Origin of the sequence: Streptomyces sp. YIM 121038 (assembly GCF_006088715.1) — a bacterium.
In the GTDB taxonomy this organism is placed as follows: domain Bacteria; phylum Actinomycetota; class Actinomycetes; order Streptomycetales; family Streptomycetaceae; genus Streptomyces.
This window is the reverse complement of record NZ_CP030771.1, coordinates 7,931,286-7,945,783: the sequence shown is the minus strand read 5'-3', so window position 1 is coordinate 7,945,783 and position 14,498 is coordinate 7,931,286. Positions and strand designations below refer to the sequence as shown.

General features: G+C 75.9%; 7 protein-coding genes. 1 reads left to right on the top strand and 6 read right to left on the bottom strand.

The annotated features are described in order from the left end of the window. Positions 1-55 precede the first annotated feature (55 nt). The 6 genes from C9F11_RS33975 to C9F11_RS33950 form a co-directional block, all read right to left on the bottom strand. Positions 56-1,285, bottom strand: coding sequence for a cytochrome P450 (locus tag C9F11_RS33975; RefSeq protein WP_138962966.1), 1,230 nt, complete (start codon positions 1,283-1,285; stop codon positions 56-58). A 184-nt stretch (positions 1,286-1,469) separates the two neighbouring features. Next, positions 1,470-2,336, bottom strand: coding sequence for an aminotransferase class IV (locus C9F11_RS33970; RefSeq protein WP_138962964.1), 867 nt, complete (start codon positions 2,334-2,336; stop codon positions 1,470-1,472). Continuing rightward, a complete protein-coding gene (pabB, locus tag C9F11_RS33965) occupies positions 2,333-4,426 on the bottom strand; it encodes an aminodeoxychorismate synthase component I (RefSeq protein WP_138962962.1) in 2,094 nt (697 codons plus the stop codon). Before pabB ends, C9F11_RS33970 begins: the two co-directional genes overlap by 4 nt. A 65-nt stretch (positions 4,427-4,491) precedes the next feature. Further along, a complete protein-coding gene (locus tag C9F11_RS33960; RefSeq protein ID WP_138962960.1) occupies positions 4,492-10,287 on the bottom strand; it encodes a type I polyketide synthase in 5,796 nt (1,931 codons plus the stop codon). Next, a complete protein-coding gene (gene aroF / locus C9F11_RS33955) occupies positions 10,284-11,348 on the bottom strand; it encodes a 3-deoxy-7-phosphoheptulonate synthase (protein ID WP_138962958.1) in 1,065 nt (354 codons plus the stop codon). Before aroF ends, C9F11_RS33960 begins: the two co-directional genes overlap by 4 nt. A 185-nt stretch (positions 11,349-11,533) precedes the next feature. Then, positions 11,534-12,559 carry a 4-aminobenzoate N-oxygenase gene (locus tag C9F11_RS33950; RefSeq protein WP_138962956.1) on the bottom strand — a complete coding sequence of 342 codons (1,026 nt, stop codon included), beginning with the start codon at positions 12,557-12,559 and terminating at the stop codon, positions 11,534-11,536. Positions 12,560-12,943: 384 nt separating this feature from the next. Between C9F11_RS33950 and C9F11_RS33945 the strand changes: the two genes are divergently transcribed. Next, the gene (locus C9F11_RS33945) at positions 12,944-14,461 is read left to right on the top strand and encodes an AMP-binding protein (protein ID WP_138962954.1); all 1,518 of its coding nucleotides are present in this window, start codon (positions 12,944-12,946) and stop codon (positions 14,459-14,461) included. Positions 14,462-14,498: the final 37 nt, after the last annotated feature.

Genomic DNA, 14,498 nt, shown 5'->3' with positions numbered 1-14,498 from the left:
GCGGGGGCCCGTCGCGGCGACCGCGGCGGCGCCGGTCACCGCGGGACCCCTCGGGTCACGCCCCGCCGAAGCGCAGCGGCAGGACGTCGGGGCCGGACACGCCGGTGGAGGGCCGCCAGGTGATCGGCCCGGTGACCTGGGGCGCGTCGAGCCGGGCCGACAACACCTGGAGGGCCTCGGCGAGTTCGAGGCGGGCGAGGGCCGCGCCGAGGCAGAAGTGCGTGCCGCCGCCGAAGGCCAGGGTGCCCGTGTCGCGCTTGACGGTGATGTCGAAGCGGTCGCCGTCCTCGAACACCAGGGGGTCGCGCTGCGCGGAGTGGGCACACAGCCACACCGGGGTCCCGGCGGGGATGAGCAGGTCGTTGAAGGTGAAGGTCTCGGCCGCCGCCTTGGTGGCGACCACGGTCGTGGTCGGGCACCAGCGCAGCACCTCCTCGACGGCCTGGGGCGCGAGTTCGGGCCGCTCGCGCAGCAGGGCCCACTGCTCGGGGTACTGGGAGAACGCCACCATGGCGTGGCCGAGCTGGTGGCTCGTCGTCTGGTACCCGGCGACGAGCAGGGTCGCGATGAGGGTGCGCAGTTCGCGGTCGTCGAGCGCGTCGTCCTCCTGCTGGGCCCGCAGGATGTCGGAGAACAGGTCGTCGCCGGGGTTCTCCTTGAGCTTCTGTACGACCTTCTCGAAGTAGCCGTACATGCCCGCGAGGCCCTCCTCCACCTCGAAGACGCGGCTCTGGTCGGGGCCGAGGGCGAGGACCAGGTTGGTGTTCTTGCACCAGCGGCCGACGACGGCGTGGTCCTCCGGCGGGAAGCCGAGCATCTCGCACACCACGGCGGCGGGCAGCGGGTCGGCGTAGGCGGACACGAACTCGCACGCGCCCCCGGCCGCCACCAGCTCGTCGGCGAGGCGCTCGGCGGTGGCGCGGATGAACGGCTTCAGGGCGTTGATGCGGCGGGAGGTGAACCCGTGCGTGACCAGGCCGCGCAGGCGGCGGTGGTCGGGCCCCTCCAGGCTCTGCATGAAGTCGCGCATGAACTCGCGCACCAGGCCCTCGGCGGGCCCGACGAGGTCCACGACCTCGCGGAAGCCGGAGACCAGGCGCGGGTCACGGGAGAGGCTGTGCGCCTCGGCGTAGCGCAGCACGAGCAGGCCGAGGGGGGTGCCCGCGATCCAGGACCGCTCCCTGGCCTCGGCGACCTCGGCGGAGTCCCACACGAACGCCGGGTCGGTGATGTCCAGGAACGGCAGGTTCTCCCAGGCTGTCTCGGTCTCTTCGACGGTCGTCATGCTCGGTCCTCTTCTCGCGGATCGGGGAGGCGGGTGCTGCTCCGGAAGCGGGTGCTGCTCCGGAAGGAGGTGGTGCTCCGGAAGGAGGTGCCGCTCGGGAAGGGGGTGCGCTGCCGCACCGCATTCTGTTCAGGGGCTCTTGGCGCCTTCTTGGAACCGGCTTGGATCTTGATCGGGGCGCCCGTCACAGGAGGTCGGCGGGCACGTCGGCGTAGCGGGCGGTGAGCGTGGCGGTCAGGGCGGCGACGTCCGGGTCCGGGGCGAAGGCCACCTCGTCGACGGCGGCGACGGGCCGGACGCCGAAGGCCGCGTTGGTCGCGAACGCGCCGCGCAGCGCGCCGAGTCCGGCCCGGGTGACGGTCGCGTCGCCGACCGTCACGCCCGCCCCGGCGGCCGCGTCCCGCAGCAGGCGCGCGGTCACGCCGGGCAGACAGCGCCCCCGGGGCCACAGCAGCCGGGCCCCGTCCCAGAAGCAGATGTTCCAGGTGGTGCCCTCCAGGACGTGGCCTTCGTGGTCGAGCAGCAGGGCGTCGTCGAAGCCGCGCCGCCGGACGTCCGCGCGAAGGCGCAGCGTGCCGAGGAGTCCGGTGTGCTTCACCTCCGGCAGCTCCCGTACGTACGTGGCGGTCGTCAGCCGCAGCGGCGGTGCCTGCGCGGCGGGCGCGGGCCGGGTGCTGAGCAGCGCGGTCGGGGTGGCCGTGCCGGGGCCGTCGAGGGTGGTGTCCGGCGCGCACACGGTCACGCGGACCGTCACGGGCGCCTCGTGCGCGCGGGCGAGGCGCCGCAGCGCCGCGCGGACGCCGTCGGTGAGCCCGGTGGCGGTGTCCGGGTCCGTGCCGAAGAGCGTGCGGCAGTCGTCGGCGAGGCGGCGCAGGTGCAGACCGAGGCCGCGGACGCCGCCCCGTTCGACGCGCAGGGTGGTGAAGTGGCCGTAGTTGTACAGGGCGAGGCCCGCCAGGTCGCCGGGGGTCGCGGGGCTGCCGTCGACGCGGGTGACGGCCACGGGGGCCCGGGGCGCGGCGGCCGGGGCGGGGGTGTGCGGGGCCGTCACGGGGTGCTCCGCTCGGGGTCGCCCGCCGCGTCGAGCTGGGCGTGCGCCCGCACCAGGGCGTGGCCCTTGAGGAGCACTTCGTCGAACTCGTCGTCCGGGTCCGAGTCGAGGACGATCGCGCCGCCCGCGCCGATGACCGTGCCCGCGGCCGAGGTCACCGCCGTGCGGATCACGATGTTGAGGTCGGCGCCGCCGCACAGCCCGAAGTAGCCGATGGTGCCGGAGTAGATGCCCCGGGCCTCCTGTTCGAGGCGGTCGATGATGGCCATCGTCCGCAGCTTGGGGGCGCCGGTCATCGAGCCGCCGGGGAAGCACGCCCGGACGCAGGCGACGGGGTCCACGTCGTGCCGCAGCCGCCCGCGGACCGTGGTGACGAGCTGGTGGACCGTCGCGTACGACTCGGTGACCATGTACGCGGGGACGCCGACGGAACCCACCTCGCAGACCCGGCCGAGGTCGTTGCGGAGCAGGTCGACGATCATGAGGTTCTCGGCCCTGGTCTTCGCCGACGCGGCCAGGGAGCGGCGCAGCGCCTCGTCGCTGACCGGGTCCGTGCCCCGGGGGGCCGTGCCCTTGATGGGCTTGCTCTCCACCGTGCCGTCGCGTTCGACGCGCAGGAACCGCTCCGGGGAGGAGCAGACGACGCTGACCTCGCCGAGGCGCAGATAGGCGGCGTAGGGCGCGGGGTTGAGGGCGCGGAGCTTCAGGTGGTAGGCGAGCGGGTCCTTCAGGGGCGGCAGGCGGACCCGGTTGGTCAGGCAGATCTCGTAGCTCTCGCCGCTGCGCAGCTGGTCGAGGCAGTCCCCGATGTCGTCGACGTACGCGGCGCGGTCGCGGCTGAGGACGGCCCCCTCCGACGGCGCCGCGGCCACCGGGGCCGGGGCGGGGGCGGGCGCGGCGTCGGGCAGCTCCCGCACCTCCCGTGCCGTGTCCCGGACCCAGGCGCGGGCGGCGTCGAGGTCGCCCGGCGCGGGGGTGCTCAGGGCCAGGACGTAGGTCTTGTCCTGAAGGTGGTCCACGGCGACGAGGCGGTCGGCGAACAGCCAGGCGGCGTCGGGGGTCTCGGCGCTGTGGACGTTCGGGCTGCCGCACTCGCCCTTGAGTTCGTAGCCGAAGTAGCCGACGTAGCCGCCGTTGAGGTCGAAGGGCAGGTCCGGCGCGGTGAGGCCGCGGGCGCGCAGCCGGCCTTGGAGCACCTCGAATATGGTGCCGGGCTCGGCGCGTTCGCCGGTGGCGTCGCGGACCGTCACCGAGGTGTCGCCGGTGCGGTAGGTGAGCGTCTCGGCGAGCGGGCCCCCGTCGTCGCCGAGGAAGGAGAACCGGGCGGGGCCGACGCCGGGCGCGCTGCTGTCGAGCCAGAAGGCGTACGCGCTGTCCGCGTGGCGCGCGGTGAACAGGGCCTCGGTGTCGGCCGCCCGGTCCACCGTCTCGACCACGGCCTCCAGGTGGGTGCTGGGGGTGCCGCCGAGGGGCGGGGACCAGTGGGCGCGCTCCGGCGGGGCCGCGGCGTAGTGGCCGCCGATGAGCTCCGCGAAGTTCCGCAGGAGCTGGGCGCCCCACTCGCTCGCGACGGACTCCGGGTGGAACTGGAGGCCCCAGCGCGGCAGGGTGCGGTGGCGCAGGGCCATCACGGTGCCGTCCTCCGCCCAGGCGGTGGCCCGCAGCACCTCGGGCAGGGGCTCGGTGACCCGCAGCGAGTGGTAGCGCACCGCGGTGAACTGCTGGGGCAGGCCGTCGAACAGGTCCTCGCCGCCGTGCCGGACCCGGGTCAGATGGCCGTGCCGGGGCGTGCCGGGCTCGACGCGGCCGCCGTAGTGGTGGGCGATCGCCTGGTGCCCCAGGCACACCCCGAGCACCGGCACGTCCTGCCAGCGGTCCAGGACCTCCTGGACGAAGCCGAGGTCGGTGGGGCGCTGGGGGCGGCCGGGCCCCGGGGAGATCACCACGCAGTCGAACGCCGCCGGGTCGTACTTGGCCCACGCCGGGTCGTCGTTGACGAGGACCGTCGGTTCCTTGCCGTACACCTGGGCGAGGAGCTGGAACAGGTTGTAGGTGTAGGAGTCGTAGTTGTCGATCAACAGCGCGCGCATCGGGCTTCCTTCCCCGGTTCCAGCGGGACCGGATCGTGGCGGGCGGGGCGCGGGGGCACGGGGGCCTATTCGGCGAGCATGTCGTCGATGAGGTCGAAGACCTCTTCCCGGGAGGCCGAGCCGAGCTGGGCCAGGACCGCTTCGTCGGCGCCCGGCCGCTCGCTGCCCGCGGCGGGCCGCGGGGCGGTCTCCGGCCCGTCGTCCGCGTCCGGTACGAGCAGCGTGCGCAGGTGCCGCCCGAGCGCGAGCGGCGTGGGGTAGTCGAAGACGAGCGTGGCCGTCAGGCGCAGGCCGGTGGCGCCGCCGAGCCGGTTGCGCAGCTGGAGCGCGCGCAGCGAGTCGAAGCCGATGTCGGTGAAGGGGCGGCGCTCGCCGACGGTCCTCGGGTCGTCGTAGCCGAGGACGGCCGCGACGTGGCCGCGGACCAGGTCGAGCAGGAGCTCGTGCTGCTCGGGTGCGGCGAGGCGGCCGAGCCGGTCGGCCAGGGAGTCCTCGCCGAGGGCCGCCCCGGCGTCGGCGGCGGCGCGCCGCACCGGGGTGCGGGCGAGTCCGCGCAGCAGGGGTGACACCTCGTCGGCGGTGTCGCCGCGCAGCCCGGCCGGGTCCAGGCGCAGGGGGAAGACGACCGGTTCGCCGGTGGCGCGGGCCAGGTCGAACAGGGCGAGCCCCTGGTCGCTGGAGAGCGGCTTGACGCCGGAGCGGGCGATGCGGCGTACGTCGGTGTCCGCGAGGTCGCCGGTGAGGCCGGAGCGCTCGCCCCACAGGCCCCAGCCGAGGGCGAGCCCCGGCGCGCCCCCGGCGTGGCGCCGGGCGGCCAGGGCGTCCACGAACGCGTTCGCCGCCGCGTATCCGGCCTGCCCGGCCGGGCCGAGGGCGCTCGACACGGACGAGAACGCCACCAGCGGCACGCCGGATCCCGCCGTCAGCTCGTGCAGGTGCCAGGCCGCGTCCGCCTTGGGGCGCAGCACGCGGTCGACGCGCTCCGGCGTCTGCGCGGCGAGGACGCCGTCGTCCAGGACGCCCGCCAGGTGCACGACGGCCGTCAGCGGGGCGTCGTCGGGGAGCGCCGCCAGGGCGCCCGCCAGGACGTCGCGGTCGCCCGCGTCGCCCGCCACCACGTGCAGCTCGGCGCCCGCCGCGCGCAGCTCCGCCACGAACTCGGCCGCGCCCGCGGTGCCCGAGCGCGCCACGACGGTCAGCCGGCGCACCCCGTGCGTCACGACCAGGTGCCGGACCAGGATGCGGCCGAGCGTGCCGAGGCCGCCCGTGACCAGGACGGTGCCGTCGGTGCGCCAGGCCGGTGCGTCGCCGGGCCCGGCCGGGGCGGGCACGCGGGCCAGGTGCGGGGTCAGCGGGGTCCCGGCGCGTACGGCGAGCTGGGCCTCGGCGCTGTCCACGGCGGCGGGCAGCGCGGCCAGGGACGCGGCCGTGCCGTCCAGGTCGAGCAGGGAGATCCGGTCCGGGTACTCGGCCTGCGCCGACCGCACCAGGCCCCAGACGGCGGCGAGGGCGGGGTCGGGCGACGCCTCGGGGGCGGCCGCGACCGCGTCCCGGGTGAGCACGGTGAGCCGGGTGTGCGCGAGCCGGTCGTCGGCCGCCCAGTCCCGCACGGCGGCCAGGGCGCGGTGCACGGCCCGGTGCGCGGCCGCGGCCAGGTCGGTGCCGGGTCCGGTCGCGGGCTCCGCGAGGACCACGGCGTCGGGCGGGGCGTCGCCCGCGGCGAGACCGGCGCTCAGGGCGGCGACGTCGGGGTGGGCGGTGCGGGTGATGCCCCGCGCGGCGAGCGCGTCGTCCGCGGCGGCGTCGTACGGCCCGATCCAGGCCCAGCGCGCGGCGCCGGGTCCGCGCGGCGCGGGCAGTGGTTCGGGCCGCCACTCCAGGCGCAGCAGCGAGGCGTCGGACAGGGCCGCGGCCCTGCGCAGCGCCTCGGCGGTCACCGGGCGCATCCCGAGGGACTCGACGCTGACGACCGGGCGCCCCGCGGGGTCGGTGGCGGTGAGGGACAGCGCGTCAGGACCGGTGCGCCGGACGCGGGCCCGCAGCCGGGCGGCGCCGGTGGCGTGCAGGGTGACGCCGGTCCAGGAGAACGGCAGCCGGGTCGTGGCGTCGCCGCCGCCCGCGCCGGGCCCGCCGGGCAGGGCCGCCGCGTGCAGGGCGGCGTCGAACAGGGCCGGGTGCAGGCCGTAGCGGTCGGTGCCGCCCGCGGCCTCGGGGAGTTCGGCCTCCACGTACAGCTCGTCGCCGAGGCGCCAGCAGCGCCGCAGGCCCTGGAGGGCGGCGCCGTAGTGGAGCCCGGCCTTGGCCAGCTCGCGGTAGCAGTCGTCGAGTTCGGCCTCTTCGGCTCCGGCGGGCGGCCAGGCGGCGGGCGGCGCGGCGGCCGGGCGGGCGGCGCGCGTCAGGGTGCCGCCCGCGTGCCGGGTCCACGGCTCGTCGGCGCCCGCGTCCTGCGCCCGGGAGTACAGGGTGACGGCGCGCCGCCCGGCCGCGTCGGGCCCGGCGACGCTCACCTGGACGCGTACGACGCCCTGTTCGGGCAGGATCAGCGGCGCTTCGAGGACCAGCTCCTCCAGGGTGTCGCAGCCCGTCTGCGCACCGGCGTGCAGGGCGGCCTCCACGAGCGCCGTGCCGGGGACGACGAGGACGTCCGCGACGGCGTGGTCGGCGAGCCACGGGTGCGTGCGCGCGGACACGCTGCCGGTGAAGAGGGTGCCGCCGCTGCCGTCCGCCAGCGGCAGCGCGGCGCCGAGCAGCGGGTGGTCGACGCCGTCGAGCCCGGCCGCCGCCACGTCCGCCACGGGCGGGGCCGCGTCCTCCAGCCAGTAGCGGCGCCGCTGGAAGGCGTACGTCGGTACGTCCGTCGGGCGCGGCGCGGCGTGCCGGAAGGCCTCCGTCCAGTCGACGGCGACCCCGTGCGCGTGGGCCTCGGCGACCGCGGTCAGGAACCGGGCGGGGCCGCCCTCGTTGCGCCGCAGCGACTCGACGGTCAACGCGTCGTGGGCGCCCGCTTCGTCGGCGGTCTCCTGGATGCCGATGGTGAGCACGGGGTGCGGGCTCATCTCGACGTAGGTGGTGTGCCCCGCGGCGAGCAACCGCGTCACGGTGCGGTGGAACTGGACGGTGTCGCGCAGGTTGTTCACCCAGTACGTGGCGTCCAGGGCCGTGGTGTCGAGCGGCTCGCCGGTCACCGTCGAGTGGAACGGCACGGCGGCCGGTCGCGGCCGGATGCCGGACAGCGCCTCGACGAGCGTGTCGCGGATCTCCTCGACCTGCGCCGAGTGCGAGGCGTAGTCCACGGGGATGCGGCGCACGCGCACGCCGTCGCGCTCGAAGGCCGCCATGGCCGCGTCGAGGGCGGTGGGATCGCCGGAGATCACCACGGAGCGGGGCCCGTTGACCGCCGCGACGGACACGGCGCCGGACCACGGCGCGAGGCCGCGCCGCACCTGGTCGACGGGGGCCACGACGGAGACCATGCCGCCGCGCCCCGACAGGACCCGCAGGGCGCGGCTGCGCACGGCGACGACGCGGGCGGCGTCGTCCAGCGAGAGCGCGCCCACGACGTGGGCCGCGGCGATCTCGCCCTGCGAGTGCCCGATGACGGCGGCGGGCTCCACGCCGTAGGACCGCCACAGGGCCGCGAGGGAGACCATCACCGCGAACAGCGCGGGCTGGACGACGTCGACGCGCTCCAGGGTGGGCGCGCCGGACTCGCCGCGCAGCACCTTCGTCAGGGACCAGTCGACGTGCGGGGCGAGGCTCGCGGCGCAGGCCTCGATGGACGCGCGGAACACCGGCGAGGTGCTCATCAGCTCGGCCGCCATGCCCGGCCACTGGGATCCCTGGCCGGGGAAGACGAAGGTGACGCGGTCGCGCGCGGTCGCGGTGCCGAGGGCGGTGGACTCGCCGGGGCCGCCGTACGCCCCGCCGGTGGCGTCGGTCGCGTCGGCGAGGGCCGCGAGGCGCGTCCGGGCCTCGGCGCGGTCGGCGGCCACGACGACGGCCCGGTCCGCGAGCGCGGCCCGCGTCGTCGCGAGGGAGTACGCCAGGTCGGCGTCGGGCGCGTCGGGCCCCGGGGCGAGGAACTCCGCGAGGCGCCGCGCCTGGGCCCTGAGGCCGGGCGCGCCGTTCCCCGAGACGAGCCAGGGCAGCGGGCGCCCGGGGGTGTCCGCGCCGTCCGTGGTGCGCGGGGCCGTGCCGTCGGGTTCGGGGTCCGCCTCCTCCACGATGACGTGGGCGTTGGTCCCGCCCACGCCGAAGGAGGAGACGCCCGCCCGGCGCGGCCGCCCGGTGGCGGGCCAGGGCTCGGCCCCGGCGAGCAGCCGGACCGCGCCCGACGACCAGTCGACGTGCGGTGTCGGCTCGCTGATGTGCAGGCTGCGCGGCAGCACCCCGTGCCGGATCGCCATCACCATCTTGATGACGCCCGCGACCCCGGCGGCGGCCTGGGTGTGGCCGATGTTGGACTTCAACGAGCCGAGCCACAGCGGCTGTTCGGCGGGGCGGCCGCGGCCGTAGGTGGCGAGCAGCGCCTGCGCCTCGATGGGGTCGCCGAGCTGGGTTCCGGCGCCGTGGGCGTCCACGCAGTCCACGTCCGCCGTGGTGAGGCCCGCGTGGGCGAGGGCCTGGCGGATCACGCGCTGCTGGGCGGGCCCGTTGGGCGCGGTCAGGCCGTTGGACGCGCCGTCCTGGTTGACGGCGGAGCCGCGGACCACGGCGAGGACGCGGTGCCCGTTCCTGACCGCGTCGGAGAGGCGTTCCAGGAGGAGCACGCCCACGCCTTCCGACCAGCTGCTGCCCGCCGCGTCGGCGGAGAACGAGCGGCACCGCCCGTCCGGCGCGAGCCCGCGCTGCCTGCTGAACTCGACGTACCCCCAGGGCGTCGCCATCACGGTGACGCCGCCCGCGAGCGCGAGCCGGCACTCGCCCTTGCGCAGCGACTGGGCGGCCAGGTGCAGGGACACCAGGGAGGACGAGCAGGCGGTGTCGACGGTGACGGCGGGCCCTTCGAGTCCGAGGGCGTAGGCGAGGCGGCCCGAGGCCACGCTCGGCATGCTGCCCACCACGCGGTAGCCCTCGGCGCTCGGCGGGACGTGCCGGATCCGGGCGCCGTACTCGCTGTACATGATGCCGACGAACACGCCGGTGCTGCTGCCGCGCAGCGAGGTCGGGTCGATCCTGGCCCGTTCGACGGCCTCCCACGCGGTCTCCATGAGGAGGCGGTGCTGGGGGTCGATCGTCACGGCCTCGCCGGGGCTGATCCCGAAGAAGTCGGCGTCGAAGTCGGCCGCGTCGTACAGGAATCCGGCGTGCCGGGTGACGGTGGTGCCCACGTGGTCCGGGTCCGGGTCGTGGGCGACGGTCCAGCCCCGGTCGCGGGGGAACTCGGAGATCGCGTCGGTCCCGGAGCGCACCAGGTGCCACAGGTCGTCCGGCGAGCGCACCTCGCCGGGCAGGCGGCAGCCCATGCCGACGATCGCGATCGGCTCGTCGACGGCCGCACCGGACGCGGTGGCGTCGGCGTCGCCGGTGGCGGGCTCGCCGAGCACCCGTGAGCACAGGTGGGCGGCGAGCGCCTCCGGCGTCGGGTAGTCGAAGAGGGCGGTCGCGGACAGGGCGACGCCCGTGGCCTCGCCGAGGCGTTCGCGCAGCCGCGCGGCGGCCCGTCCGCGCACGCCCTGCGCGCCGAACGCCCGGGCGGCGTCCAGCGGCGCCGGGTCCGTGCGCTCCAGGGCGGCCGCCGCGTGCGTGCGGATCAGGTCGAGCAGCAGCCGGTGCCGCTCGACGTCCCCGGCGTCCGCGAGGCGTCGGCGCAGCGCCCGGTCGCGTCCCTCGTTCCGCTCCACCGTCGCCTCCTCGGTCATCGGCTCACCATCGCGTGGTCGGCGACGGGCTCCATCGGCTCCGCGCTGTGCAGGATCCGGCCGGTGCGCGCCACCAGGGCGCCGAACTCGTCCGGGGTGATCGCCTGTTTGCCGTCGCACAGGGCGGTGTGGCCCGCCTCGTTGACGTCGACCATGACGCCGTCGGCACCGGCGACGGCGGCGGCCGCGGCCAGCGGGGCCACCAGGTCGCCGTGGCCGCAGGCGTGGCTGGGGTCGACGATCACCGGCAGATGGCTGAGCCGCTTCACCAGCGGCACGGCGGTGATGTCCAGGGTGAAGCGGCTCGCGTCCTCGAAGGTGCGCACGCCGCGCTCGCACAGCAGCACCCGGCCGTTGCCCGCCGCGAGCAGGTACTCGGCGCTGTGCAGCCACTCCTGGACGGTGCAGCCGAAGCCCCGCTTGAGCAGGACGGGGCGGCCGGTGAGCGCCGCCTCGCGCAGCAGCGGGTAGTTCTGGGCGTTGCGCGTGCCGATCTGGAGCACCTCGGCCACCTCGGCCACGGCCTCCACGTGGGCGACGTCGACGACCTCCGTGACGACGCCGAGCCCGGTCGCGGCGGCCGCGTCGCGCAGCAGCGCGAGCCCGTCGGTGCCGAGTCCCTGGAACGCGTAGGGGGACGTACGGGGCTTGAAGGCGCCGCCCCGCAACAGGTGTGCGCCCCGGGCCCGCACGCCCCGCGCCACGGCCATCAGCTGCTCGGCGCTCTCCACGGCGCAGGGCCCGGCTATCCAGGTGAAGGAGCCGCCGCCCACGCTCCAGGCGTCGGCCACGCGGACGGCGCTCGGCTCGCCCGTGGCGGCGAAGCTGCCCAGGGGCGGCACCTGCGCGCTGTCGACGACGGTCTCGACGGCGGCCGTGGCGCGCAGCAGGGCCACGAACTCCTCGCCCGCGGGCGAGGCCGGGGCGAGGTCGGGGAAGGTGACGAGGGTGTGGCGGCCGGCCCGGCAGTGGAACGACCGGTGTCCGTCGTGCCGCCACGCGGAGGTCAGCCGAGTCTGTTCGTCGATCGGCACATGGGGGCGGAGGCGGGCAACGATCATCGGGTCACCTTTCTGCGGCTGTCGGAGGTCGGCCGTGCGGGCGGCCGTTGACGGGCCGTGCGGGGCCTTCGGCGGCCCTCGGTGCGGGGCCTTCCCGGCCCTCGGTGCGGAGTCTTCGGCGGCTCGGTGCGCGGCCGGGCGCGGGCCCGCCCCCGCCCCGGTGCCGGCGCTCGCCGGAGGCGGCCTCAGTGGGACGTCGCCGCGGCGGGCGACCAGGCGGGCCGCTCGGGGAAGTCGAAGTCGACCTCGCCCGCCAGGCCCAGCTGTTCGACCATCCGCTGCGCGCCGGAGAAGTCGCGGACGAGCCGCCGCCCGGTGGACGTCGCGCGCAGGTCGCCGACGATCTCGTCCGCGCCGTGGACGCCCGCGGTGGCCAGTTCGAGGCGCAGCGTGGACAGGTCCTGCTCGGCGAACGCCTCCAGGGCCAGCGGCAGACAGCGCACCAGGGTGCGGCGCTGCGCGGCGTTCATGCGCGCGTACAGCTCTCTGACGACCTCGGTGACGACCGAGCCGTGTGCCGTCTCGTCCCGCAGGTGCAGGGTGGTGATCAGGGAGTGCGCGGGCTGGATCGACTCGTCCCTGGCGAGCAGGGCGAGCAGGGAGTTGATGCAGGTCTCGGCCACCGCGCCCCAGACGAGCACGGCGACGTGGCGCTCCCACTCCTCGGGCATCGTGGCGAGGAGCGCGCACAGCCGCCGGTAGGTGACGAGCGGGGGCTGCTCCGGCCGGGTGCGGACGTCGCGCAGCTCCCGGGTGCGGGCGATGGCGAGCATGTGCATATAGGTGTGGAAGCTCTCGTCCACGACGGCCTGCTGCACGCTCTGGCGTATCAGCGGGTCGTCACCGCCCGGGAAGACGCCGCACATGACGAGGTCGAAGGCGGGCTCGGCGATGAGGTGCTCGGTGGCGATGACGCGCTCGTTGTAGCCGATCCACAGGCCGGTGAGGACCTGTCGCCGCTGGTCCGGGCGGGCCGCGAGGAAGCGGGGGTGCTCCGCGAACGGCACGATCTCCAGCGGGTAGTCCGGGAGCGCCGGGTCGTAGGCGGCGCTCTCCTCCATGACCTCGGGCCTGGTCGTGACCGCCGCCCGGCGCGGCCAGGCCCGCACCAGGCGGCGCAGCGTCGCGCTGCCGATGCCGTGCTCCTCGGCCCAGCCGCGGGCGGCCCAGGTGGTCAGCCCACCCGGCACGCCCGACTCCTCGTATCGCATCGGTCCTCCCCGCCTTCGCACCCGTGGCCCGTGGTGCCGCTGCATCGTCACCGGCCGCTCTTGGCGGTTTCTTGGAGGCGACTTGGCGCGGGCCGACCGAGGCTTTCTGGATGCGGATCGGGGATGTCAGGATGAGGTCGAGGCGCGGTGACGCGGGTGTGTGGCCCCGGCGCGTGCACCGCCAGGAGTGAGCACCACCGCCGTCGTTCCCCTTCGGCCCCGCCCGGGTTCCCGGGCGCCGACCGCGCTTTCCGGTTCTTCGCGCTCCTCGTCCGCACCCGCTCCGTTCCGGCCTCGTGCGAGGCCGCCGCGGCCCTCTCCCGTCCGCTGTGTTCGCTCCCTCGCTTCTCCGTTGTCTCCGGCACACCACTGTGAGGACGCATCATGCTCGTTCCGCTCACCATGGCCGACTTCCTCGACCGCGCCGAGGCGGCCGCCGCAGGGCGCACGGCGCTCGTCGACGAGCCGGAGCAGCCGGCGCTCCCGGTGCCGACGACGACGTACGGCGAGCTGCTGCGCCGCATACGGGCCTGGCAGGCGGGTCTGGACGCGCTGGGGATCGGCGCGGGCGAGCGGGTGGCCGTCGTCAGCCCCAACTGCTCGCGCCTCCTTGAGCTGTTGTACGCCGTCACGGCGAGCGGACGGATCTGCGTGCCGGTGAACTACCGGCTCACACCCGAGGAGATCGCGTACGTCCTGCGCCAGTGCGACGCCTCGGTGGTGTTCGTCGACCCCGACGTCGAGGCGGTCCTCGGCTCGGTCGACGTGCCGAAGCGGTTCGTCCTCGGGGAGCAGACCGAGGCGGAGGTCATGCGCTTCGACGTCGGGCCGCGCCCCTGGGAGCGGCCGGACGAGAACGCGGTGGCGACCCTCAACTACACCTCGGGCACCTCCGCACGCCCCAAGGGCGTCGCCCTGACGCACCGGAGCATCTGGCTGAACGCGATGACGTTCGGCGTGCACGGGCGGATCTGGGAGGGGGACGTGTATCTGCACACCCTGCCCACGTTCCACTGCAACGGCTGGGGCGTGCCGTTCCTGCTCGCCGGGCTCGGGGCGCGGCAGGTGCTGCTGCGCCGCATCGACGGCACGGAGATCCTGCGCCGGGTCCAGGAGCACGGCGTGACCCTGGCGTTCGGCGCGCCCGCCGTGTGGGACGCGGTGATCCGGGCGGCCCGCGACTGGCCGGGCGAGGTGCCAGGGCGCGGCAGGACCCGGGTGGTGTGCGCGGGCGCGCCCGTCGACGAGCGGCTCGTCGCCCGGGTCGAGGAGACGCTGGGCTGGGAGTTCCTCCAGGTGTACGGCCTGACCGAGACGACCCTGCTCACCTTCAACCGGCGCCTTCCCGGGGCGCCCGGCAGCGGCGGTCTGACGCGGGCGGGCGCGCCCGCCCTGGGCGTACGGATGCGGACCGGTGCGCGCGGCGAGGTCCTCGCCCGCTCGAACATGGTCCTCGACGGCTACTGGCAGGACGAGCGGGCCGACGGGGAGGCGCTGCGCGAGGGGTGGTTCCACACCGGTGACGCGGGCTCCTTCGACGACGAGGGGCACCTGCTGCTCTTCGACCGGCTCAAGGACGTCATCGTCACCGGCGGCGAGAGCGTGTCGTCGGTGGAGGTCGAGGACTGCCTCCTGGGCCATCCGGCCGTCGCGGAGGTGGCCGTCATCGGCGTGCCGGACGAGCGCTGGGGCGAGACCGTGAAGGCGGTGGTGGTGCCCGCCGCGGGCGCCGAGGCACGCGCGGCGGAGATCATCGCGTACTGCAAGCGGCGCCTGGCCCGGTACAAGGCGCCCACCTCCGTGGACTTCCGGGACGCCCTGCCGCGCACGAGCAACGGCAAGGTGCAGAAGAGCCGGCTCCGCGAGCCCTACTGGGCGCACGAGGACCGGCGCATCCACTGAGGCGCACCCCCTCGCGCCGGGGGCGGAGCGCCGCCCC

Bases quoted from the DNA above. Each gene is read 5' to 3' on its own strand.
- C9F11_RS33975 (WP_138962966.1), bottom strand. From the start codon at position 1,285: ATGACGACCGTCGAAGAGACCGAGACAGCCTGGGAGAACCTGCCGTTC.
- pabB (WP_138962962.1), bottom strand. From the start codon at position 4,426: ATGCGCGCGCTGTTGATCGACAACTACGACTCCTACACCTACAACCTG.
- C9F11_RS33960 (WP_138962960.1), bottom strand. From the start codon at position 10,287: ATGACCGAGGAGGCGACGGTGGAGCGGAACGAGGGACGCGACCGGGCG.
- aroF (WP_138962958.1), bottom strand. From the start codon at position 11,348: ATGATCGTTGCCCGCCTCCGCCCCCATGTGCCGATCGACGAACAGACT.
- C9F11_RS33950 (WP_138962956.1), bottom strand. From the start codon at position 12,559: ATGCGATACGAGGAGTCGGGCGTGCCGGGTGGGCTGACCACCTGGGCC.
- C9F11_RS33945 (WP_138962954.1), top strand. From the start codon at position 12,944: ATGCTCGTTCCGCTCACCATGGCCGACTTCCTCGACCGCGCCGAGGCG.